This window comes from Vibrio pomeroyi (assembly GCA_041879425.1).
GTDB classification, from domain to species: Bacteria; Pseudomonadota; Gammaproteobacteria; order Enterobacterales; family Vibrionaceae; genus Vibrio; species Vibrio pomeroyi_A.
The window spans coordinates 175,817-199,195 of sequence record CP090854.1 but is presented as its reverse complement, the minus strand read 5'-3'; the positions used below and the strand labels follow the sequence as shown (position 1 = coordinate 199,195).

At 38.9% G+C, this 23,379-nt stretch carries 22 protein-coding genes and 1 pseudogene; 6 read left to right on the top strand and 17 right to left on the bottom strand.

Annotated elements, in window-relative coordinates:
* Positions 1–19: 19 nt before the first annotated feature.
* The 3 genes from L0992_00910 to L0992_00900 all read right to left on the bottom strand — a co-directional run bounded on the left by L0992_00910 (position 20) and on the right by L0992_00900 (position 2,425).
* Entirely contained in the window at positions 20–724 is a 705-nt protein-coding gene (locus tag L0992_00910; GenBank protein ID XGB67327.1) for a YjbF family lipoprotein, read from the bottom strand.
* A gap of 121 nt (positions 725–845) precedes the next feature.
* Positions 846–1,091 (bottom strand): hypothetical protein, encoded by a 246-nt coding sequence (locus tag L0992_00905; protein XGB67326.1) that lies wholly within the window; start codon positions 1,089–1,091, stop codon positions 846–848.
* Positions 1,092–1,285: 194 nt separating this feature from the next.
* Positions 1,286–2,425: a Wzz/FepE/Etk N-terminal domain-containing protein gene (locus tag L0992_00900; GenBank protein XGB67325.1), complete on the bottom strand. Its 1,140-nt coding sequence runs from the start codon at positions 2,423–2,425 to the stop codon at positions 1,286–1,288.
* A 401-nt stretch (positions 2,426–2,826) separates the two neighbouring features.
* Here L0992_00900 and wecA point away from each other — a divergent pair, with 401 nt between their 5' ends.
* Positions 2,827–3,903: a UDP-N-acetylglucosamine--undecaprenyl-phosphate N-acetylglucosaminephosphotransferase gene (gene wecA / locus L0992_00895; protein ID XGB67324.1), complete on the top strand. Its 1,077-nt coding sequence runs from the start codon at positions 2,827–2,829 to the stop codon at positions 3,901–3,903.
* A gap of 246 nt (positions 3,904–4,149) precedes the next feature.
* Here wecA and manA read toward each other — a convergent pair whose 3' ends face one another.
* The 14 genes and pseudogenes from manA to rfbB all read right to left on the bottom strand — a co-directional run bounded on the left by manA (position 4,150) and on the right by rfbB (position 18,500).
* Positions 4,150–5,337, bottom strand: coding sequence for a mannose-6-phosphate isomerase, class I (manA, locus tag L0992_00890; protein XGB67323.1), 1,188 nt, complete (start codon positions 5,335–5,337; stop codon positions 4,150–4,152).
* A 6-nt stretch (positions 5,338–5,343) separates the two neighbouring features.
* Positions 5,344–6,774, bottom strand: a complete 1,431-nt coding sequence (locus L0992_00885) for a phosphomannomutase (GenBank protein XGB67322.1) — start codon at positions 6,772–6,774, stop codon at positions 5,344–5,346.
* Positions 6,775–6,792: 18 nt separating this feature from the next.
* Entirely contained in the window at positions 6,793–8,208 is a 1,416-nt protein-coding gene (locus L0992_00880) for a mannose-1-phosphate guanylyltransferase/mannose-6-phosphate isomerase (protein ID XGB67321.1), read from the bottom strand.
* On the bottom strand, positions 8,205–9,188 hold the full coding sequence (locus L0992_00875) for a lipopolysaccharide biosynthesis protein (protein XGB67320.1): 984 nt from the start codon (positions 9,186–9,188) through the stop codon (positions 8,205–8,207). Before L0992_00875 ends, L0992_00880 begins: the two co-directional genes overlap by 4 nt.
* Positions 9,188–9,361: pseudogene (locus tag L0992_00870) on the bottom strand (acetyltransferase). Before L0992_00870 ends, L0992_00875 begins: the two are co-directional and overlap by 1 nt.
* Before the next feature lie 407 nt (positions 9,362–9,768).
* On the bottom strand, positions 9,769–10,566 hold the full coding sequence (locus L0992_00865; protein XGB67319.1) for a glycosyltransferase family 2 protein: 798 nt from the start codon (positions 10,564–10,566) through the stop codon (positions 9,769–9,771).
* A complete protein-coding gene (locus tag L0992_00860; protein XGB67318.1) occupies positions 10,559–11,581 on the bottom strand; it encodes a glycosyltransferase in 1,023 nt (340 codons plus the stop codon). The genes L0992_00865 and L0992_00860 overlap by 8 nt, the downstream gene beginning before the upstream one ends.
* Before the next feature lie 46 nt (positions 11,582–11,627).
* The gene (locus L0992_00855) at positions 11,628–12,638 is read right to left on the bottom strand and encodes an EpsG family protein (GenBank protein ID XGB67317.1); all 1,011 of its coding nucleotides are present in this window, start codon (positions 12,636–12,638) and stop codon (positions 11,628–11,630) included.
* A 47-nt stretch (positions 12,639–12,685) separates the two neighbouring features.
* Positions 12,686–13,780 carry a hypothetical protein gene (locus L0992_00850; protein ID XGB67316.1) on the bottom strand — a complete coding sequence of 365 codons (1,095 nt, stop codon included), beginning with the start codon at positions 13,778–13,780 and terminating at the stop codon, positions 12,686–12,688.
* Positions 13,780–15,150 (bottom strand): hypothetical protein, encoded by a 1,371-nt coding sequence (locus L0992_00845; GenBank protein ID XGB67315.1) that lies wholly within the window; start codon positions 15,148–15,150, stop codon positions 13,780–13,782. Before L0992_00845 ends, L0992_00850 begins: the two co-directional genes overlap by 1 nt.
* Positions 15,140–15,970: an SDR family oxidoreductase gene (locus L0992_00840; GenBank protein ID XGB67314.1), complete on the bottom strand. Its 831-nt coding sequence runs from the start codon at positions 15,968–15,970 to the stop codon at positions 15,140–15,142. The genes L0992_00845 and L0992_00840 overlap by 11 nt, the downstream gene beginning before the upstream one ends.
* On the bottom strand, positions 15,970–16,524 hold the full coding sequence (gene rfbC, locus L0992_00835) for a dTDP-4-dehydrorhamnose 3,5-epimerase (GenBank protein XGB67313.1): 555 nt from the start codon (positions 16,522–16,524) through the stop codon (positions 15,970–15,972). Before rfbC ends, L0992_00840 begins: the two co-directional genes overlap by 1 nt.
* Positions 16,524–17,423 (bottom strand): glucose-1-phosphate thymidylyltransferase RfbA, encoded by a 900-nt coding sequence (rfbA, locus tag L0992_00830; GenBank protein ID XGB67312.1) that lies wholly within the window; start codon positions 17,421–17,423, stop codon positions 16,524–16,526. Before rfbA ends, rfbC begins: the two co-directional genes overlap by 1 nt.
* A gap of 3 nt (positions 17,424–17,426) precedes the next feature.
* Complete coding sequence (gene rfbB, locus L0992_00825) at positions 17,427–18,500, bottom strand: dTDP-glucose 4,6-dehydratase (protein XGB67311.1); 1,074 nt, start codon at positions 18,498–18,500, stop codon at positions 17,427–17,429.
* Between the two features lie 287 nt (positions 18,501–18,787).
* Between rfbB and L0992_00820 the strand changes: the two genes are divergently transcribed.
* From L0992_00820 to L0992_00800, 5 genes are all read left to right on the top strand, one after another.
* On the top strand, positions 18,788–19,222 hold the full coding sequence (locus L0992_00820) for a rhodanese-like domain-containing protein (protein ID XGB67310.1): 435 nt from the start codon (positions 18,788–18,790) through the stop codon (positions 19,220–19,222).
* 98 nt (positions 19,223–19,320) lie between these two features.
* Positions 19,321–19,788: a protein-export chaperone SecB gene (gene secB, locus L0992_00815; GenBank protein ID XGB67309.1), complete on the top strand. Its 468-nt coding sequence runs from the start codon at positions 19,321–19,323 to the stop codon at positions 19,786–19,788.
* 195 nt (positions 19,789–19,983) lie between these two features.
* Positions 19,984–21,030 carry an NAD(P)H-dependent glycerol-3-phosphate dehydrogenase gene (gene gpsA / locus L0992_00810; GenBank protein XGB67308.1) on the top strand — a complete coding sequence of 349 codons (1,047 nt, stop codon included), beginning with the start codon at positions 19,984–19,986 and terminating at the stop codon, positions 21,028–21,030.
* A 155-nt stretch (positions 21,031–21,185) separates the two neighbouring features.
* Positions 21,186–22,007 (top strand): serine O-acetyltransferase, encoded by an 822-nt coding sequence (gene cysE / locus L0992_00805; GenBank protein ID XGB67307.1) that lies wholly within the window; start codon positions 21,186–21,188, stop codon positions 22,005–22,007.
* Positions 22,008–22,167: 160 nt separating this feature from the next.
* A complete protein-coding gene (locus L0992_00800; GenBank protein XGB67306.1) occupies positions 22,168–23,319 on the top strand; it encodes a peptidoglycan DD-metalloendopeptidase family protein in 1,152 nt (383 codons plus the stop codon).
* Positions 23,320–23,379 lie beyond the last annotated feature (60 nt).

The window sequence follows — 23,379 nt, the reverse complement described above, 5'->3', positions numbered from 1 at the left end:
TAGTTCATTACCCTGTTCGTTAATTGCTTTGATAATGCTTAAGGACGGTTAACTCAAGCCTTGTCATATCAGGGCCTAAATACTGTATGGTTTTGACCACTTTGCCTTTGCTGTCGACCCAATACTCGTTGGTGATCTCTTGCTCTAACATAGGGAAGTTAATCTTTTCTTGGAACTTCTTAGTATCGATAGACGCTAACGGTGTTTCGACCGTTTCATTTCCCGTATACGTTCGGGTGATATTTGCTTTATAGCCGAATCGATAGTTGGGTTGCCAGTCGTAAACCGCTTGCCACTTTTGGGCACCGGGGTTCGCTGACACATCAAACGCAGAAGAAGAGTCTGCTGACGAGTTATTTGCAGACGAGTACTCATCCAACGGTTGGAATGCCAAACCAGAGAGGTTTTCATAAGGAAGCAATAACGTTTGTACGATGCGTCCATTTTCAGTGACGATCATCGCTTTGTCAGAAGACATCCACTTTAACTGCTCTGCGCCCGTTTGCGGGTTTTCACCAACATACGCTAAGACCATGAAGATTTTACCCTGGTCGTTTACTTCCGCATAAATACTCGAATAAGGTAAAGTTTGAATGTACTCCTTTGATAACTCTACATCGGAGTTTCCAAAAAAGGCTTCATCAAAAGTAGAATTAACGTCTTGAAACTGCTGAGAACAACCAACAAGAAAAAGACCAAGAGATATGATTAGAGGTTTAAGCATGACGTGTTCTGCTTCCTAGCAATCGGGTTGCTGCTGTCCCAATATGGAAAATTAATCAATTAGATATAAAAAAACCACTTTATGCTTTCACATAAAATGGTTTTAAACGCCAACTCAAAAATTATTGAGTCGTTGTTGTAGTCGTTGCGCCGCTTTCGTTAGAAGCAACCGCTACAGCCGCTGCTGCTGCTACTGCTGCTGTCGCTACTGCAACTGTTGTTGCCGTACCAGCTGCTGCTGCAGATGCACCCGCGCCTGCTGCTGTACCAGTACCCGAACCAGTACCTGCTGCTGCTGTAGTTTCAGCTGCAAACGCAGCACCTGAGAAGCTAACTGCTAATGCAGCTGCTAGAGCCATCTTTTTCATAATGATTTCCATTAATATAAACGTTTATATGTAGAAGATGATTTTCACATCCTCAAACAGTTGCTCAGCTTAAACAACTGATTGATCATCATAGATAATAACCACAATCAAGTAAATGGATAAATCATAAGCAATACCTTATAAAGCATCATTTGGGAAATAACGTCACATAAAGATAGATGATGCTTGAACCACTATCCGCACGGGGTGATAACCTTTTTTCTGCACGCATATCTTATCAATACACATGCGGCTCCTATCAACCCACCAAACATTGTCAAAATAACAACAATCAGAGCACGTTTAGGTTTATCCCGAGAAATTGGTTGTTGGACATTCTCTAAAAAACGAAATGTTTGAAACTCAACATTCCGGTCAACTTCAAGATTATTTAACATATCCAATTTTGCATTTATCTGCAGTAAACGAGGCTCGATAACACTCAAGTTTTTGACTGACTCTAGCGCTTTAACCTTCGCTTCTAACCCTTTTGAACCAAGCTCGATACTAAATAGTTCATTCTCATTACCTGATTGGATAGGCTTATCGGCACCAGCTGCGCGTGCTATACCCACAGCATATTTGGTCCGCTCTGTTTCAACCGACAATTGATTTTTGGCTTGGGTTTCCAAAATCCTTTTTTGTTGAATTAACTCATTTCGCTTGCCACTCACCAGAGCTTGTAAGTTGTTAAATGCGTCTTGGTGAATTTGAGATTCCGTAAAAGCGATGTAAGCGGAGAGTAAATCAAAACTACCTTGTCTTGTTGTAGATTGAAAACGCACAAAATATGGCGAATTATGATTTTCTATATTTTCCAAAGACGCCGTAATTCTTTTAAACCAATCCGAGTATAAAGTACGCTCTGCAACTTCCGACAAATCAGTACCATTAGCAGCCAGACCGCTTTTAAGCGCTTGAAAGTATGGGCTGTTATCTAAAAACACTCGTTTATTGTTAGCTGAGTTAAAAGTGTTAATAAAACGCTGGAAGAGAACTTTGGAGTCTCCAACACTATCAAGCTCCTTGCTAACTAAAACAGTACCATCTTCTTGGTAAACATTGAAAACAGGTTGAAACTGTCTAACTTGCTGCTGATAAGCAGCTATATTTTGAGGCTGAGCTTTTGTGATTTTAGCACTTGAAGACCACCACTCTTGAGCTAATAATGCAAAGCAGATACTAGCAATACTGAATAAAGCTGTAATCAAGATAACTACTAACTTACCGTCCCACAAAGCCTTAAAAAGCTCTCGAAAATCAAGTTCATTGTGGTCTGTATGCATCATTGAACTTTTGGTGGGAAATGGTTGTGATTGGGTCTTCGGTTTCACTGTAAATCTCTCAAAACATCTAAAATCGATAACGAAAAATACTATCACATCATATACTTTTAGTATTGTCTGAGTTGTAAACTTTATGAAAGTGATCTTATGAACCTGAATATTGATTCTAGGCTCCGACCTACCGTCTCAAAATACATCTAACAGAATTACAACCAGGTATGAAAAAGGGTTCAAGAAAAACGTCCAACTCTAAAGAAACTCCGGACATTACCCTTTCATACGAGCAAACAAAACTCATTGAGTCGCACTTCCTGTAAAGTGCCTTTAAACAAGGTAAACTTAGATTTACTAATCATTTACACGAAGAGATCACGGAGACCATAGCCTCCTCTTTAATATTGAGCTCAAATACACTAAAATCCCCCCAACATCCATTATTAGGCTTAGTCGTGCTCATTTCATTTCTTGACCTCTCTTTTTTGTTTTTCTTTTCTCTCGCGACTATTTTTCTAATGCGTAAGGTTGCTAAGAAAGTCGGATTAGTTGACAAACCTAATATACGTAAGCTTCATAAAGGAGCGGTGCCATTAGTTGGTGGAATATCAATATGCATATCAACACTTTACTTTTTGCTTAACAACCCGGACATCTTACCCAACAGTGGTCTTTATGCAGCATGTATCTTACTTCTTGTGGGGGTAGGCGCTCTAGACGACAAGTTTGATTTAAGCTTCAAGCTGCGCTTTGCTGTTCAAGCAGCACTATCTGTTGCGATGATGGTTGTTGGCGGCATTGAACTCAATACTATTGGGGACATTTTTGGTTCTGGAGATGTCGTAACATTGGGCTGGTTTGGCTATCTAGTTACGGTGCTTGCAGTTGTAGGAGCAATCAACGCGTTTAATATGGTTGATGGTATAGACGGGCTTTTAGGTGGGTTATCTGTAGTCACTTTCGGCGGCTTAGGGATCATGCTGAATTATGATGGACAATATAATTTAGCGTATATATGTTTAGTACTCGTAGTAATAATAGTACCGTACATTCTTCTCAACCTAGGTGCTTTTGGCCGAAAAAGAAAGGTTTTCATGGGAGATGCCGGAAGTATGCTCATCGGCTTTACCGTTATCTGGTTGTTATTGCTATCGAGTCAAAATGGTACAAGGCCCCCGCTACGCCCAGTCACTGCCCTATGGTTAATTGCCATACCATTAATGGATATGGCTGCAATTATGATCCGCCGTATTCGACGTGGCGACTCACCATTCAAACCGGACCGTGAGCATTTACACCACATTTTCCAACGTTTGGGGTTTAGCTCTACTCAAACTTTGGTCGTAATCTGCAGTATAGCTGTCTTATTTGCAGGTATAGGTATTTATGCCGAAATGATAGGCATACCAGAGTATATAATGCTTTATACATTTCTAAGTTGCTTTCTCATCTATCTGTTTCTTTTGAGTAATATTTGGAAAATAACCGCTTTTTTAAGGGTTAAGTTACATAAAGCTAACTCTGGTAAATAGTAAATCAACTAACTCAGCCTACCTTTGTTAAGTTAAGGATACGGGCCAATATGAGCAGTAAGCTCTCGATATCCATGGCAGCAAACAACCATAACTAAAGCATATAAGATAAAGTAAAAACCGCCTTAATGGCGGTTTTTACTTCCTACACTCTCACGAAAAGAATGTAGTCTGCATATAATTAATAATTGTCTGCAAGATATGATTGGTACTCAAAAAGCGAAAGTAACTAAAGACGAATTACTGTTAGTTGTAAGCTCGAGCAAGCTTCCCTTTTCCTACATGGCAGTAAGATGAGGTACTATAAGGAATAAATACGCTATCACCAGCCCTTAGCGTCAAATAAGTACCTCCAGTGCAAATTTTCGCCTCACCTTCAATACAGAATAAAATTTCGGCACTGCGAGTATACTGCTCTTTAACGGAGTGCCCCACATTTATAACATCAAAAGCAAAATCATCCACAGGTACTGGAAATCTCAACTGCTCTTCAACGGATATTGGAGTAAGCTTCAACTGCTCTAATGGGATAGATTCGAAAGAGGTATTTGAAATAAGTTCATTGACATCAATGTATTTAGGAGTCAAGCCCGCTCGAAGAACATTATCTGAACTTGCCATAATCTCAAGCGCTGTGCCTTTCACGTACGCATGAGGTGTTTCAGCGTGAAGAAACATCGCTTCACCAGGCTCAAGCTCAACTATGTTTAAGATTAATGGTGCCAATATACCAATATCATCACTATAATACTCGGCAAAGCTTTGACTATAACCAATCGCCAACTGAAGCATCACAGACATATTTGAACGCTCAAAAACATCTTGAAACTCATTCAGAATTGCTAACTTTTCCGCACCGGAGAATGCCATAAGAGCAGTAAAAAAGCGCTTAAGCCCATCTTTGGTTTGCGTAGTTTTAAGAGCATCAAGCTCTACCTCAAGAGAAGAAAGCGCTATCTCATCAAATAACGAAATAATATGTCGAATTGGCCTAAAACCATTCATTGCTTTGTATTTAGTTAGTGCATATACCAACTCGGGCTTATGATTGGGATCTTTATAGTTTCGATTGTTCGCATCAAGTGCAATTCCTTTCTTAGTTTCTAATTCAAAGCCACGCTCCGAATTAGCTTTATTGGGATGAACTTGTATCGAAAGTGGTGTGTGTGCAGCAAGCACCTTAAATAAAAATGGAAGCTGACCATATCGCTGCGTTGTATATCTCCCCAAAGCCTCATGTGCGTTTTTGTTAATATAGTCTGAAAGCAATTCCCCTAACGGTTCAAGCTCAGAGCACCCGCCTGGATGAGCCCCCATCCAAAGCTCAGCTTGTGGATGATTCTCTAAATTGTCAAAACCAAACAGATCAGCCATGGATGTTTTACTACCCCAAGCATAATTCTGTATCCGATTTTTAAGCTTAAACATTGCCATTAATCGTTACCACTCATCCATATCAAGGTTTTGAATAGTATTCAGCGCTTGTTTTACAATTTGTTGTGCTCTTTCTACAGTTGATGACTCTGCGTAACAACGGAGCTCAGGTGCGTTGCCAGAAGGACGAAGGTGAAGTATATCATTTGAGCTCAATGTCAAACGAAGACCGTCTGTTGTATCTACGTTTATGACCGTCAAATCTTTAAACCCTAGAGCATGGATCAAGTGACCTTCTTGTCTAGCAGCTTTAGTAAGAATGGCCTCACTCCTGTCTGTCTCAAATTTTTGAATTCGATCGCTACTAGTAAAACGAGGCTCAAGCTCACCAAGTAAGGAGGATATTTCACTATCCTTAGCTGCCCAAAATAGAATAAGAGCAGGAAGCACAGCATCACGCGTAGGTAGAGCCTTTAAAATTTCACCATTTATCTTTATATCACTCCCAAGTAAGAATCCTCCGTTCGCTTCAAAGCCTGCAATTGCTTTGTAAACTTCTGAAAGTTTTGAGAACGCTTCAATTACATACGGGGAACCAATTTTAGTTCGAGTAACTTTTTTAAATGACTCGGAGGAATCAATTACAGTATTACAGCTTACTGGTAGCGCTAACGCTTCGATATTCATGGCTTCCGCACAGAGCAAGCCTAAAATATCCCCCCTTAACCATTCTCCATTTTCATCAGCGACTAGCGGCCTGTCGCCATCGCCATCCGTAGAGAAGATAGAGTCTAGATTGTACTGTTGGGACCATTGACGAGCTTTCTCTTTATCGACTTCTGCTACAGCTTCGGTATCAATTGGGATAAATTCATCCGTACGTTCAAGAGAAATAACCTCCGCACCTAACTCCTGAAACAAGATTGAATATAAATCACGCCCGGCACTAGAGTGCTCGTAGATACCAATGCGTTTTCCGTTCAGGAAACTAGAAGCGAACAGTTGTGTATAGCGCTTGATATACTGTGTTTGAGCTCTAGACGATACTTGTAACTTCTCCAAAGTCGGTGCTTCAAATTCGACTTTCGCGTTCAGAATCGCTTGTTCATTGGCTTTTGTGATTTCGCCATCAGGTCGATAGAATTTAATTCCATTGCGGTCAAATGGAATATGACTTCCGGTGATCATGATACAAGGGATATTATCTTGCATTGCAGAGTATGCTAACGCAGGAGTAGGAAGAACCCCATAGTAGATAGCTTCATATCCCATGGTTCTGATAGCTGAAACAGTTGCCTGTGCCATTGCCAAGCTGCTTGGACGATTATCAATAGCAACAGCGACTCTTTGAAAGCTATAAGTACCTTCAAGACTGCCAATAAACGCATGACTAAAAGCAGCGCACACTTCTGGCGTGAATTGCTCAACGAGCCCCCGAGCCCCACTTGTTCCAAACTGAATGCCAGAATCTGAGATCACTTGTGATGTAATTAGCATAATAAGACCTTAAATTAGTTAGTAACCCTCACCCTGGCGGGGTGTTCTTACGATATCATCTTCACCTAAATAGCTACCTGATCTGACCTCAATAATTTCCAAAGGTAACTTCCCTGGGTTCTCAAAACAGTGCTCTTCACCAACAGGTATATAAATCGATTCATTTTCGGTGATAACGTACTCATCGCTACCTCTATATACTTTAGCTGTTCCAGACACAACAACCCAGTGCTCTGAACGGTGATAGTGTAATTGCATAGCCGTCTTCTCACTCGGTTTTACAATAACTTTTTTTACATGATAGCGATTGCCTCCGGCAATATATTCGTGCTTACCCCAAGGGCGATATACTTCGCGATGATGTAAGAATTCGGTTCGTTCTTTGGCCTTTAAGTTTGACACTATATTTTTGACGTTTTGAACCTCATCTCGATGTGCTACTAATAATGCGTCTTTAGTATCAACAACAACGAGATCATTTACACCGACAGTCGCAACTAATCGATGTGGTGAGTTAATGTAACAATTGTGGGTGTTATCAGTTAAGACGTCACCTTTTACAACGTTGCCATTGCAATCTTTATCACTGACTTCCCAAAGTGATGACCATGCTCCAACATCGCTCCAACCAACATCCATCGGACAAACGACAGCATCGCTCGTTTTTTCCATTACAGCGTAGTCAATAGACTCGTCAGGGCATTTAGCAAATACCTCTTCATCCAAACGAATAAAATCAAGATCAAAGTTAGAACCTGAGTAGGCTTTTTTTACGACAGCCAAAATATCCGGACGAAACTTCTCAAGTTCTTCCAAATAACGAGAGGCAGTGAACATAAACATTCCACTGTTCCAGTAATATCCACCGTCTTTTAAATATTGTTCAGCTACAACGCGGTTCGGCTTCTCAACAAAGGTATCAACAGAGTAAAGCCCACTCTCATCGATCTCATGACCTCCTCGGATATAGCCATAGCCAGTTTCAGGTTTGGTAGGAACTATACCAAAAGTTACGAGCTTCCCACTCTCGGCAAGTGGTTTCGCGATTGCCAATGTTTCTCTAAATGCTTGCTCATTTTTTATCAAATGATCGGCTGCCAATACCAATAATATCGGGTTTTGTTCGTTTTCAATTGCTCTCAAAGCAGCCAAAGCGACTGCAGGTGCCGTGTTACGTCCAAAAGGTTCTAAGATTATCCCAGAGTGCTCAATGTTATTGGAACGCAATTGCTCAGCCACTAAAAAACGATGTGCTTCATTACAGATTAACGACACTGGACCATGTTCAAGCCCACCCAATCGAAGGATAGTATCCTGCAACATTGTGGTTTCGTTTGTCAGTGGTAAAAACTGCTTCGGATAATGAGTGCGAGACATCGGCCACAATCGCGAACCTGAACCTCCAGCTAAAATAACGGGTAAAATATTGCTCATATAAAAAGCCTCTCAATCCAAGAGTTAATACTGTATTTTCTGCGAAGTTCACTCTCGATTGGAGAGTAAGGTGCATTGACGAAAGAATTAATTTCTTCTGAAGAAGTTTCATAATCCACATACAATATATTACTCGGATGATAAAAGTCATAAGATAATATTTGACTATTCGTCGTAACTATTTTCTTTCCTGCGCCTAGCATCTCAATAGTTCTCATCGTTAGACCGATTTGAGATGGATGGCTAATGTCTATTATTGTATTAGTTTTCGCGATTAAATCTAACACTTTATCTCTACTCATCGACGAGAAGGAGACATCGGATAAATTCAAGCCTTGCAACTCACCTTTTATATATTTCTTAAAAAGAAAAACCATATAACTAGGGCAGTAGAAAAATAAAAATTTGTTATCGAAATTTTTTACGATATTAGAAACCGACTCAAATCGTTCTGAATGAGCCGTTCCAATAAAAGCAAGGTCGTACTTAACCTCTTGATTATCAAAACTTTCATATTCGTTAACATAAAAAAGAGGCAAAAAAGCCACATTATGTTCTCTAGCATCACTTGGGTCAAATGTGAAAAATGAAGATGATACTTCTATATATTTGTTTGAGTAAGGTTTGTTGTTAAAGGAGTCCCACATGTAAGTGATGATTTTAATTTTTGGATTATTTTTCTTGGCTCTTTTTAAAACATCGACAGGTACAGTTTCGGGGTTGACCAACAGTATATAGTCTAATTCTGTTGCCTTGTTTACAAGATTTTCGCTATAAAATCTATCAATATAGGGGCTAACTAACCGATGAAAACCTAAGCGAACAAGGCCTCTACCTAAAGTACTTGTAAAGACACGCTCATCATACAAAAAAACCTTTGCTCCACTTCCTTCTAATGTATCTTTTATATCATTATCATAACCAAAAAAAGCAGGGCAAAAAAGTGCTATTTTCTTATCTTTGAGCTTTAAGTCTAACATCAAACCCTTTCCCATGACTCAGTTTCGAAGTTATATTTTTTAATAAGTTTTGCAGGGTTACCAGCATATATGGAATTACTTTCTAAACTCTTAGAAACTACAGAGTTAGCTCCGACTATAACATTTTCTCCTATAGTGACTCCAGGCAAAACTACGACCCCTTCTCCTAGCCAGACATTGCTTTCAATAATTACAGGAGATGAAGATAAAACTCGCTTTGCAGCCAACTCGGAAGGATGCGATTGGTAACATCCAGAATAAGAGCCATGATTAAGATCAGAAACAAACACTCTACTAGCAATCAGAACATTATCTTTAATCGTTACATTTTCACGTGCAACTATATGAACATTGTCGTTTATCTGGCAATTATGACCGATTTTTAGAACTTTTTCGTGGTTTTCAGAGTATGCTTCAATACGACAATACCGGCCAGTAGACAAGTTTTCAGAAAAAGATATATTTTTTTTACCTCTAACTTCAAAAGGAAATCGTATAATCTTCTGTTCTTTGTAAAGAATTTTTGTTAGCAGCCAACAAAATGACAAGTAGACCGTGTTAATAATTCCATTTTTAAAAATCATTTCTTAAATTTCACCAGATAAAAACGTCGAACAAACTTCAAAATAGAAAAAAAAGAAGCAGCTAGATAAGTCAACAATGAAATATCAAGTTTAGAATATGCATACTTTAAGTTATTCAATTCCCCTTTTTCCATTTCTTTTATATTAGCAGATAACCCAGATTCGCCAAATCCAGATTTCTCCCCGCCATCATAAATGACTAACTGCTTGTTTATGTGAATCATTCTTCCATACTTTGACAAATTGTAATAAAACTGGCCTTCTTCTGCATATTTTTGATTTTCATTGAAACAACCAAAGTCTAAAGCTATAGATCTTTTAGTCATTACAGTAGAAGTCTGAAAGTAGTTTTTAAACAACAAGTCTATAAGAGTAACTTCATTAACATCTTGAGCTTTCTTTAGTGAGATGCGTTGAACACTCTTATCAAAGTGATTTCCCCCAACCAATACAACATCATCTCTGAGTATATAATCGATTTGATTTTCTAACTTCTCGTTGCTCCACTCATCATCACTGTCAAGAAAAGCCAATATCTCATTTTTCGCATTTAAAATACCAAAATTTCGAGCTGAAGAAGCACCACCATTTATTTTACTTAAAACTCTAATATTTTTATCGCTATTATCAACAGCAAAGTCACTAATCACATTGAGTGAATTATCTTTCGAACCATCATCTACAATAATAATCTCATCAACGTCAATGGTCTGGTTTAGTACCGACTGTACCGCTCTTATTATGACAGATTCGGCATTGTACATCGGTATAACTACAGATATTTTTTTATTCACAGATACCTTTCCACATTTTTATTATATTTGACTCTACATACTTTAAAGCAGTAGTTCTTGCATTATTGCTAACTTTTTGACAAATTTCTGGGTTTTCAAATAATTCCTTGTAACAATCAGATAACCCATAAATGTCGTTGGCCTTAACTAAATAACCATTCACTCCATGCTGTATGAGTTCACTAGGTCCAGTGGGGCAATCGTAACTAATGATTACACATCCGCTTGCCATAGCTTCCAATATTACCATCGAAAAGCTTTCTCTAAGTGAAGTTACAAAGAAAAATTTCGTATTATTAAGTTCTTTATAAATATTTTTAGTTGTGCCGGCTTGAATAAGCTCTGGAACCATACCATTTGATATCAATATATCACTTAATTTTTTACTCTCTGGGCCATCCCCATATAATTTAAAAGATTGTTTTTCTCTCAGAGGCTCTATAGTTGACAAGAATTGATAATAGTGATCATATTGTTTAATAGGCACAAGTCGACCAGCAGCTGCGCAATCGATAATGCGATCACTATGTTTTAAGGTATGTTCTGGGTAATACCCTAAAACGTTTGGAATAATATAAACATTTGAAAAATGTTTTTTATATAAGTTGCTATCAGTTTCAGTCAAAGCAATAATCTTATCCACACCACGATAAAAGATGCGACGTAATAACCTAGTTGATATACGATGCGCAAAATAATCAGCGTGCTGACATGCATATAACTTAAAATCACTTTTTAACACACTTCGAATAAGGCTTAGTTTAATACTAAACCTATCATACATTGATAAAACGATGGTGTCGGGTTCTAAAGATTTAGAGAAGCGGAATAGTTTCCTATTTTCATCTTTACCACTCAGAACTTTAATATACGAAGAATCACTTTTCCCATGAATAGAAATTATTTCAACATTAGAAAGAGATTTATCTTTCTTAAACATATCAATCATATTGAAAGCAACTCGCTCAATACCTCCAATATCATTAATATTGAGAACTAGTATTTTTATTTTCATTTTAAAACCAAATTTTAATCATTAAAGCTAACATTGAGAATCAACATCAAAAAACCACGTTTTTATAATCAGCATATAAATCTGGGTAAAAAGCAAGAGCTGAGTTTAACTGCCTTAAACATAAGACAAAGATAATGAATATTAGAAAAATACGATGAGCTTTACTTTTCGATGTTGCAACTATTAAAGACACAATAACTATCTCTGATATTCTAAAGTAGACACTAGCTCTCATGAATGCAGCATTAATTGGACCAACAACCGCATCAAATATCACAGAAAAAAAGTACAAGTTATAGAAAACATTACATAATTCTTTTTTTACCTTACTCAACACCTGTTGGTAATATAAATCAAAAAAGAGTAGTATAATAATTTTCTTAAGCATTGACGTTATACTAAAATTATCAAAAATTACACTTTGATATGTCGTCAACTTGTCAACCACATATGTAACACCAATAAGCGAAAATATTTTTATTGCAATTGCTATCAGCGCTGGCGCTAGATATGAACCAAAAACCACACATCCCACTAGAATGAAGTATCGTCTTTTGGCTGATACATAATCAATAGTAAAAAAATATGCTACAATATAGATGATTGCTGAAATATGAAAAAGGGAAGCTAATAAAATGCACGAAATAAAACCAAATTTATTCCTATCTATGATAAAAGCATTGCTAAGAAACACTATTCCAATTGCTATTATTTGGCGATTCCCTCCCATAAAGGAAAGCATATAGTTTGCAACAAAAAACATTATTGCAACGATAGCATAATCTACTCTTGAAAATAAAAAATACGATATAAAGAAAATAGAAACTAAAGTAACAAAAAATAGAAAGTATGAGTATTCCAGGTTATTGGTATAGAATATCTTTTCCAAGAACACATAACCTAATTCAAACTGCTCGCCTTGAACAACATTGTAATGGTTTAAATAAACATCCCAATCAGAACCAACCTCCCACCTAAACCCAATAAATACCGAAAGCATTAGTCCGACAAACAATAAAAATATTAATTGAATTTTTTTATCATTATTGTATGCCACATCAATATTAGCAAGAAAATAGACTAGCGTAAGGACGAGAAAATATATCATGATAATTGGCTAATCTTTCTTATATAATAATCATTAGATAGCTCGGACTTAACCTGTTGCAAGTTTGAGACTATTTCTAATATCCCCTGATTATCATTGGCAATTTTGTCCATAACCACAGCCATCTCACTTATATCGTTACAGAGGTAACCTAACCGACCATATTTTTTAAAATAACTTTCTAGCATATTAGTTCTAATTGCTATTATTGGCTTCTCTAGTGAAATACAATCAGAGAAAACACCACTAGGCGTTAGTTCGTAGTTACTGTTATTCTCATTAAAAAATAGAACGCAATCAATTGATGCTACATTCTTCATAAATTCATCAAAAGGTATCAAGCTATCTTTCAAAAGCCCCTTACACTGGTGTTGGACCTTTTCATTGCGGTCATATGAAAATGTACCATCGGATACACCGACCGTAATTAAACTGTTTGATTTATAAAAGTCATTTGACAGAAGAGTAGAGAGAGCATAAATTTCATCACTACTTTTATTGACTGACTGTACCCCAAAAGTACCAAAAACCAATCCATCATAGTTACTCTTTGATATCTCATATTTGCTTTGAATTGGATGTTCTATATGAACAAAATTATCACCTTTGTATAGCTTTTTTAAGTTATCGTAAATGTATGCATTAATAGCTATAAACTTTACTTTTGACTTTAAACTAAAAGCTAGGCTTATAAATCTTGCTCCCAGTTTTTGACCACGACCGTTTGCTTTTTTCAAGTAGCCAAGCTCACCATGCATGAAAATATTAATTTTCATTCCAAATAGCTTAGATACAATAGACAAGATTATGTATTGTAACGGTGTTGATGAAAGAAATGTATAAGTATTCCCCTTTCCGCTAGTGAATAATATTTTAGCAAGAAGTATATTAGATGCGAACCAAAGATAAAACTTTGTTGCCTTAACATCTATTAGCTTTACATTATTTTGGTCTTTAACGCACTCGACAGAAGATGAATTTTTATCCAAAAAAAATATAGCACCACCTAACAAGTCAAAATATTTCACAATTTCAGAATTAAAGACGTGATGTTCATTATTGCGTCTGATTAAATCAACTATAATATTCACTATTTTAACCTCAATAAAGATGTTACTGGTTCTAATCCCCTAATGTTCAACTCTCGAAATACTAATAAAGGCCACTTCCAGTTATTGTATAGGATTTGTAATATTAATTGAGATAAAATCACTCCCCACAAACCATAAAAGTATGCAAAAACAATAGAACAAAATGAAATCATCACACCAGTTATAAATAGAGGCCACATAAATATGATCTCATTTTTCGTGGTTAGAAATGCCGTGCATAGCGAATGATTCATCTCTAAAAAAGCAGCAACCAAGAAAACAAACAACATAGCACTAGGGAGAAGCTGCGTATTTTTAGATACAAAAGCTAGTAAGTGTGGCCCTATGGTGAGAAGCGCAATGGCAAAGATAAGAAATAATAACCATGATAGACCGAGTGAGCGACAAAAAGCTCGCTTTATCCCTTCAATATTGCCCTTTACTTGCTCAGAGTTAATATAAGGAAGCTGGAGCCCAAAATACATAGATGCCACTATGACAGCAATGGATGTAATCTGTAAGGTAAACCCATACATAGCAGCGGCTTCTAAGCTAATAATAGACGATACTATTAATACGCTTGCCCTAACTGTAAGGAAGTTACCTAACTGTACAACCCCCATAAGCTTTGCATTTTTCCATATAACGTTAGTATAACCTTTGGTACACTTTAACTTAAATGCCTCTATCGTTTCATATGCACTATTATCAAAAACACTCAACCTCACTAAAATCCGGTCAACGACAGCACTACATAACATTCCAATAGACAGTGATAGCAACCCGTAACCCAAGTACAGCAAAGGGATCGCGCATGCAATATTGGTTAATTTCGAAAAGACAATCACTTTATTCAACTGTGTTTGGTCCCCCCTTCCCTTCAATAAAGCATTATAGTATCCAAAATAAAATAAGATAACTGTAGCTGAACCATACACTAGCCAAGAAAAGTAAAGAAGAACTCTATCACCAGAGTAATCTAGTGTTGAAAGGTAATAAGTCCCTCCGACTGAAATTATAGCAAATGAAATTATCGAGACGAATAGATATATATTCCTTGATGCAGATATAATGTTTGATAGCAATTGCACATTCACACTATCTTTATTAACCTCCTCAGGGATATACTTGTCTGATATTTCATCCGCACCAGAGAAAACATAAGAAATATATCTGGAAATAGTAGGTAAGAATCCAAACTCGAGTAGTTGAATTAACCCAATAAAGGTTATAAACACATACCAAACCCCAACATCTTCTTGAGTTAGAAAATATAGAATAAAAGGTAATAGCATTAGACTAGATGCCATGTTCAATGCTTGTGACAAGTACCCCCAAATAACATCTTTTTTTTCTACTCTATACTTCATTTGGTTGTAACTTCTTTTTAAAATCTTCAATAAGAAGTTTTAAATCATCTAGTACATACCTAGGTTTGTAATCAATAAGTGAAACTAAGGTGGAAATATCCGTTTCAGGAAAGAGCTCCTCTCCCTTTTGGCCTTCATTCAACCAGTTAATTTCAGTATCGATATTTTCGGTTAATACCTCTGAAATTTCATTTGCAGTAATGTTTCTTCCGTATGCAATATTAACTATACTCGGTGTAACGTCTAACTTGAGTAAGGATAATGTACCAAAAACTACATCATTCACTGATACATAATCTTTAGCGTAAGACTTTGCAATATACATGTCGATTTTGCCATCATTTATTGCATTTCTAATTATAGAAGGTAGAAATAAGTTACTATTAATAGCTAAGCCGTATACGTTACTTGGCCTTATTATTAGACAGTCCCGGTTACTTTTCAAACACAACTCTTCAGCTGTCAGTTTAGTAAGATTAAACAATCTTCGACTATCTTCTTCACAAATTTTTAAGTCACTGTTCTCACTTGCATCACTTTGGTTCATATATACTCTTGTCGAAGATACGTAGACAAGTTTGCTAAATTGTGCCTTCTTTAATAGAGAGCTAAGTAAGACTACGTTTGCGTCAAGAACATTAAATGGGTCCTTATTACAATCACCATAACCAGCACTGTATATGACCGTTCCTAGATCACTGTTGTAAATACTTTCATCGTCTCTTTCTGGTACATTAACATCATGACCTTGCTGTTTAAGTTCGTTTACAAATGCAGAGCCAATGAACCCTCTTCCACCAAAAACTGTGAACTTTTCCATCATACCCACCCTAGTCTAATTCTATCTTCAATTTCGCTCAGTAGTGGCTGAACTCGATCCTTCTCGGACAGCTGTAGCTCAAGAAGAGGCCATTCAATTTTTAGTTCTGGATCATTCCATAGTAAGCCGCTCTCATCACTTGGATCATAATAGTCTGTACACTTATATTGGAAGTCAGCAGATTCACTTAGTACACAAAAACCATGAGCGAAGCCTGGAGGTACATAAAATTGAAGCTTATTGTCGCCGGTTAGAATTACTGCTTCATGCTGACCAAACGTCTCTGAGTTCGGACGTAAATCAACAGCAACATCAAAGACCTCCCCATGCGTTACACTAACTAACTTGCCTTGTGGCTTCGACTTCTGAAAATGTAAACCCCTTAACACACCATGAGTGGATCTAGAACGGTTGTCCTGCACAAAACGTTCTTTAATACCAGCTTTAAAATACCTTTCTTCTTGAAAGGTTTCTAAAAAGAAGCCCCTATTGTCACCAAAGACTGTTGGCTCAATAATTATACAACCCTGCAACTTAGTTTTTGTGACTTTCATTATCGGTTCACCTTTAGAGATTCTCTTAAAGTTCGATTGTTAATCAGAGAGATCAAGTATTGGCCATAGCTATTTTTCAGCATCGGCTGAGCAAGGCGAATGATATCTTCATCAGACAGCCACCCATTAGCCCAAGCAATTTCTTCTAGACAAGCAACCTTTAAACCTTGAACATTTTCCAATGTTTCAACAAAGGAAGAAGCCTCATGAAGACTTTCATGTGTCCCTGAATCTAACCATGCAAACCCACGACCCAGTAACTCCACACTTAATGAAGCGTCATCAAGATACATCTGGTTAATAGACGTTATTTCCAACTCGCCACGCTCTGATGGCTGAACTTGTTTTGCAAAGTCAACAACTCGGTTGTCATAAAAATACAACCCAGTCACTGCCCAGTTTGATTTTGGTTGTAGCGGCTTCTCTTCAATGCTTAGAGCTTTGTAATCACCATCAAACTCCACAACGCCAAAGCGCTCTGGATCTTTTACATGATAACCAAAGACAGTCGCACCTCTTTCTCGCATGGTCGCATTTTTTAATGTTCGACTAAATGACTGCCCATAGAATATATTATCCCCTAACACTAGACAGACATTATCATCACCGATGAATTCTTCACCAATAATAAAGGCTTGAGCTAAACCGTCTGGTGAAGCTTGAACTGCATACTCTAAGTTAATGCCAAAATCCGCCCCATTTCCAAGTAAACGCTTAAAAGCAGCTTGATCTTCAGGAGTGGTAATAATCAAAATATCACGAATACCCGCCAGCATAAGGGTCGAAATAGGATAAAACACCATCGGTTTATCGTAAACGGGAAGTAGCTGTTTAGAAACACCACGAGTAAGTGGATATAAACGAGTGCCTGAACCACCAGCTAATACAATACCTTTCATAAATTACTCCACACCTAAACGTTCACGTTGATAACTGCCATCTTGGACATTTTTACACCAAGTGGAATTGTTTAAATACCATTGCACAGTTTTACGAAGCCCCGTTTCAAAAGTCTCCTCCGGTGTCCAACCTAATTCTTGTTGCATCTTCGATGAGTCGATAGCGTAGCGGCGATCGTGACCAGGACGGTCTTGTACATACGTTATCTGTTCAGCGTATTTAGTATCTTTCGGAACTAACGTATCAAGGATGTCACAAATAGTATTAACAACTTCGATATTCTGCTTTTCATTGTGACCACCAATGTTATAGGTCTCGCCGACTTTGCCCTCAGTCACTACTTTGTAAAGAGCTTTAGCATGATCTTCAACGAACAACCAGTCACGAATTTGGTCACCTTTACCGTAAATCGGAAGTTCTTTCCCTTCCAAAGCATTAAGGATAACCAGTGGGATCAATTTTTCAGGGAAATGATACGGACCGTAGTTATTTGAGCAGTTAGTGACAATTGTTGGTAAACCATAAGTACGCAGCCATGCGCGAACTAAGTGGTCACTTGATGCTTTTGAAGCAGAGTAAGGACTAGATGGTTCGTAAGAGGTCGTCTCCAAGAACATTGGTAGCTCGGTTCCCTCAGGGACTTCGTCTGGGTGGGGAAGGTCACCGTACACTTCATCGGTAGAGATATGATGGAAGCGAAACTCTGCTTTCGCTTGATCTTCAAGTTTATTCCAGTACTCGCGCGTCGCTTCCAACAACGTATATGTTCCAACTACGTTCGTTTCAATAAATGCAGCAGGACCAGTGATAGAACGGTCAACATGCGACTCAGCAGCCAAGTGCATTACAGCATCCGGTTTATGCTCAGCAAAAACACGATCAAGTTCTGAGCGATTACAAATATCTACTTGCTCGAATGTATAACGCTCATTTGAATCAACATCGACAAGTGACTCTAAGTTACCCGCATAAGTCAACTTATCAACGTTTATCACGCTGTTAGATGTGTTACTGATAATATGACGAATAACTGCAGAACCAATAAAACCAGCCCCACCGGTGACTAATATCTTCACAAAAACTCCTAAGATAAACCTAAACAATCAAAAACTTAACACGAGATAGCAAACCCCACCAGGCACGCTACCGCCCTTTGGTAACAAAGCGGTAACCACACTACGCATTCAGATTTAAAAATGTAAATTCTCCCATTATCTATGTATCAGAAATTATAATCAAAAAAATCGTAGACTTTACTATCGGGTTTGTTCAAATATTAAGAACTCTGTGTACACTAAACTCCAAATCTCGCTATACTCCTACCCTATAATTTTTCGCCCAATAACGAATAAGAGTTCAAGACATGCAAGAGTTAGTTCCATTTGTTCAAGAGAATATGATTTTAGCCATCGTATGGATCGGCTTGGTTGTTGCCATCATTGCGAACGTAATCAAAACATCAAACGCAGCCTACAAAGAGATCACGGCAGCGCAAACTACACAACTGATCAACCGTGAAAACGGCGTTGTGGTTGATATTCGTACTAAGGATGAGTTCAAAAAGGGCCATATTACTGACGCACTTCACATTTTGCCGTCAGACATCAAAGCAAATAGCTTTGGTAGCCTTGAAAGCCACAAAGCAGACCCAATCATCGTAGTATGCAAGACAGGTCAAACCGCTCAAGAAAGCGCTAACCTGCTGGTTAAAGCAGGCTTCGAAAACGTAAGTGTGCTGAAAAGTGGCCTAGTGGCTTGGAGCGAAGCTAACCTGCCTTTGGTTAAAGGTAAGAAATAGTAAAGGCAAAAAGTAAGCTGACCTAATCAACAAACTTTCGGGCTTTGTTCGACAAATATAGTGAATAAAGTCTAATTTAAATTTTTAAGGACAAGAAAATGGCTGAAGCAGCACAACAAGACGCACAACAAAACTTCGCAATCCAACGTATCTTTCTAAAAGACGTATCTTTCGAAGCGCCAAACTCTCCAGACATGTTTCAAAAAGAGTGGAACCCAGATGTAAAACTGGACCTAGACACTCAAAGCCGTGAACTTGGCCAAGGCGTTTACGAAGTAATCCTACGTCTAACAGTGACTGTTAAGAACGCAGATGACACAGCATTTCTTTGTGAAGTTCAGCAAGGTGGCATCTTCTCTGCAAGCGAAATGGAAGCAGGCCAACTAGCACATTGCCTAGGTGCATTCTGCCCGAACATCCTATTCCCATACGCTCGCGAAACAATTTCTAGCCTAGTAGTTAAAGGTACGTTCCCACAACTGAACCTAGCACCTGTAAACTTCGATGCTTTGTTCATGAACTACCTACAGAACCAAGCTCAGCAAGCTGAAGGCGAACAGGCTTAAGTCTCAAAGTAGAGCTTAACTCTAACGAACGCTTAAATAGCTTATTTGATAAGAAGCTTAGCTTTTAAATGCACATCGCAGCTTCTGCGATGTGCATTTTTTCTTTACACTGTTACTTAGATAAAGAGCTATTTATTATTAGTAGCAAACTTTTCCAGAACTCTTCGATTTCCCTCATTATTTTTAGGTGGAAGCATGACAGAAACAACTCGCCCGACTCACACGACAAACGCTTACGGCAAAGACATCGCCATGACAGTAATTGGCGCAGGTTCTTACGGAACCTCTTTAGCTATCTCTCTAGCGCGTAACGGTGCAAACGTTGTTCTTTGGGGGCATGACCCTGTTCATATGGCTCGCCTTGAATCTGAGCGTGCGAATAATGAGTTTCTGCCGAATATCGACTTTCCAGAAAGTCTGATTATCGAGACGGGTCTTGAGAAAGCTGTCACAGCAAGCCGTGATCTTCTCGTTGTCGTTCCTAGCCACGTGTTTGGTATCGTTCTAAATAGTTTAAAACCTCATTTGTCAGCGAATTCTCGTATTTGCTGGGCCACAAAAGGATTAGAACCAGAAACTGGCCGCCTACTTAAAGATGTCGCACACGATGTACTTGGTGATGGTTACTCACTAGCAGTTCTATCTGGCCCTACTTTTGCCAAAGAGCTTGCGATGGGTATGCCGACAGCAATTTCAGTTGCCTCACCAGACGCGAACTTCCTAGAAGAGCTGCAAGAGAAGATTCACTGCGGCAAAACATTCCGCGTGTATGCAAACTCAGATTTCATTGGTATGCAACTTGGCGGCGCAGTTAAAAACGTTATCGCGATAGGTGCAGGCATGTCAGATGGTATTGGCTTTGGTGCTAACGCTCGTACAGCATTGATCACGCGTGGTTTAGCTGAGATGAGTCGATTGGGCGCAGCACTTGGCGCACAACCAGAAACTTTCATGGGCATGGCTGGATTAGGCGATTTGGTACTGACATGTACCGATAACCAATCACGTAACCGTCGCTTTGGTTTGGCGCTAGGCTCAGGTAAAGACGTCGATACTGCACAAGAAGAAATAGGTCAAGTGGTCGAAGGTTATCGCAACACCAAAGAAGTTTGGTTACTATCAGAACGCATGGGCGTTGAAATGCCAATTGTTGAACAAATTTACCAAGTGCTGTATCAAGGGAAAGATGCTCACTTAGCGGCGCAAGACCTACTTGCTCGAGATAAAAAATCAGAAAGATAATAAAAGCAGATACGGGATTCGAGTAAACGTGTAACGAAAAGATTAAGAGCACACTCAAGATCGATTTTTCGAAGCTCATGACTCTAACCTGCTCTATCGCTCTTCGAATCTAGCATCTCGCTACACGTATCTGGTTTATAAAAATGGATGGAAAAATGAAACACTGTGAACAACAAAAAGTTTGGCAATGCATTGTGAAGGAGGCTCGACAGCAGTCCGAGCAAGAGCCTATGCTTGCGAGTTTTTACCATGCCACGATCATCAACCACGAAAGCTTGGGCGCCGCGCTCAGTTATATTCTGGCAAACAAGTTAAAGACTGCTTCGATGCCAGCAATGGCAGTGCGTGAAGTGGTTGAACAAGCATTTAAGCAGGACCAATCGATTATTGATGCTGCCGCTTGTGATATTTGTGCAACAGTGACTCGAGATCCGGCGGTAGAGATGTATTCAATGCCTCTACTTTATCTTAAAGGCTACCATGCTCTACAAGGTTACCGAGTCGCTAACTGGCTATGGAAACAAGGTCGTATTGCTCTTGCGACTTACCTGCAAAATCAAATTTCAGTCGCTTGCCAAGTAGATATCCACCCGGCTGCACGTATCGGCAAAGCAATCATGCTCGACCACGCAACAGGCATTGTGATTGGTGAAACCGCTGTAGTCGAAAATGACGTGTCGATTCTTCAAGACGTGACCCTTGGTGGTACCGGTAAAGAAGGCGGTGATCGACACCCTAAAATCCGTGAAGGCGTAATGATTGGCGCGGGCGCGAAAATCCTTGGTAATATTGAAGTGGGTGAAGGTGCTAAGATTGGTTCTTGCTCTGTCGTTTTACAAGCTGTTCCTCCTCATACCACTGTTGCTGGCGTTCCAGCAAAGATTGTCGGAAAACCAAAGACTGACAAGCCATCTTTAGACATGGACCAGGGATTCAACGGTCGTTCACAGAACTTTATTCATGGTGATGGGATTTAAACAACAGCAGCGGGAGACGAGTATCGAGATGCGAAGAGCTTAAAAGCAGATACGGGATTCTCGTAACCGAGATACGAAAAGACTAAGAGCAAGTTCGGGATACAAGCAACCGAAGTGCGAAAAGACTCACAATAGCTGTTGATGAATGAATAAGAGCAAAATGAAGATAATGATGAAACAAATTCTAGCCATTAGCCGGACTCTTCTGATATCTACCAGCCTTTGTGCTGCTCTTTTATCTACATCGTCATTTGCTGCCTCTCAGGGAGAACTGAAAGGTGTATCGAGCGAGATATCTCGCCAACAAAAAAATCTATCCTCACAACAGAAAAAACTCGATAGCCTGCAAGCTAGCCTCAAAAAACAAGAGCTTTCCATCGCTTCGCTTGAGAAAGCAATCCTAGACAGCAAAAAGCAGCTGAATACCGCTAATGCTAATATTGCGAACTTAGACACCAAGATCAAAGCGCTCACAGCACAGAAAAAAATCCATACTGATAAGCTAGAGCAACTGATTCAGGCTTACTACATGACAAGTCGAGCTAAAGCTTCTTCTCACATCCTCAACACCGGCGTTGAAGAAGATCGCATCAGCCATTATTACCAACATCTTGCTAAAGCTCGCTCTGCAACAATCAAAACGATTGAACAAACTCAGCTTGAGTTAGAAGAAAGCCATAAGCAGCGCCAACTTGAACAAGAACAGATAGCAACACTATTAAAACAACAAACCACAAAGCGCGATACGCTAGCCAAAACCCAAACACAACGTAAGAAAACCGTTGGTAGCATCAAGAAAAACATTTCGGGTGACAAAAACTATTTAGCAGAACTTCAACGCAATGAAACTCGCCTGAAAGCTGAAATAGCAAAAGCTGAGAAGGCGGCTCGTGAGAGACGTAATGCTGTCCCTATGGACGGCTTAGCTAAGCGTAAAGGAAAGCTGCCTTGGCCAATCAAAGACAAAGTACTGCATAACTACGGTTCACGCCAAACGGGGCAAGTTAACTGGAAAGGCATGGTGATCAACGCCAAGTACGGACAACAGGTCAAATCTGTTTACTCCGGAACGGTTGTGTTCGCCGAATACTTGCGCGGTTATGGTTTAGTAGTACTACTTGACCATGGCAAAGGCGATATGACGCTCTATGGTTTTAACCAAGCACTTTTAAAGAAAGAAGGTGACAAAGTTAAAGCTGGCGAAGCTATTGCTCTAGCCGGTGACACTGGTGGACAAACACGCCCATCTCTGTATTTTGAAATCCGCAGAAACAGCCAAGCTCAAAACCCAAAGAGCTGGTTAGTTAGGTAAGAGCAGATACGGAATGCGAGTAACCGAGATGCGAAGAGCAAAACCAAGTCGTGAAAATAC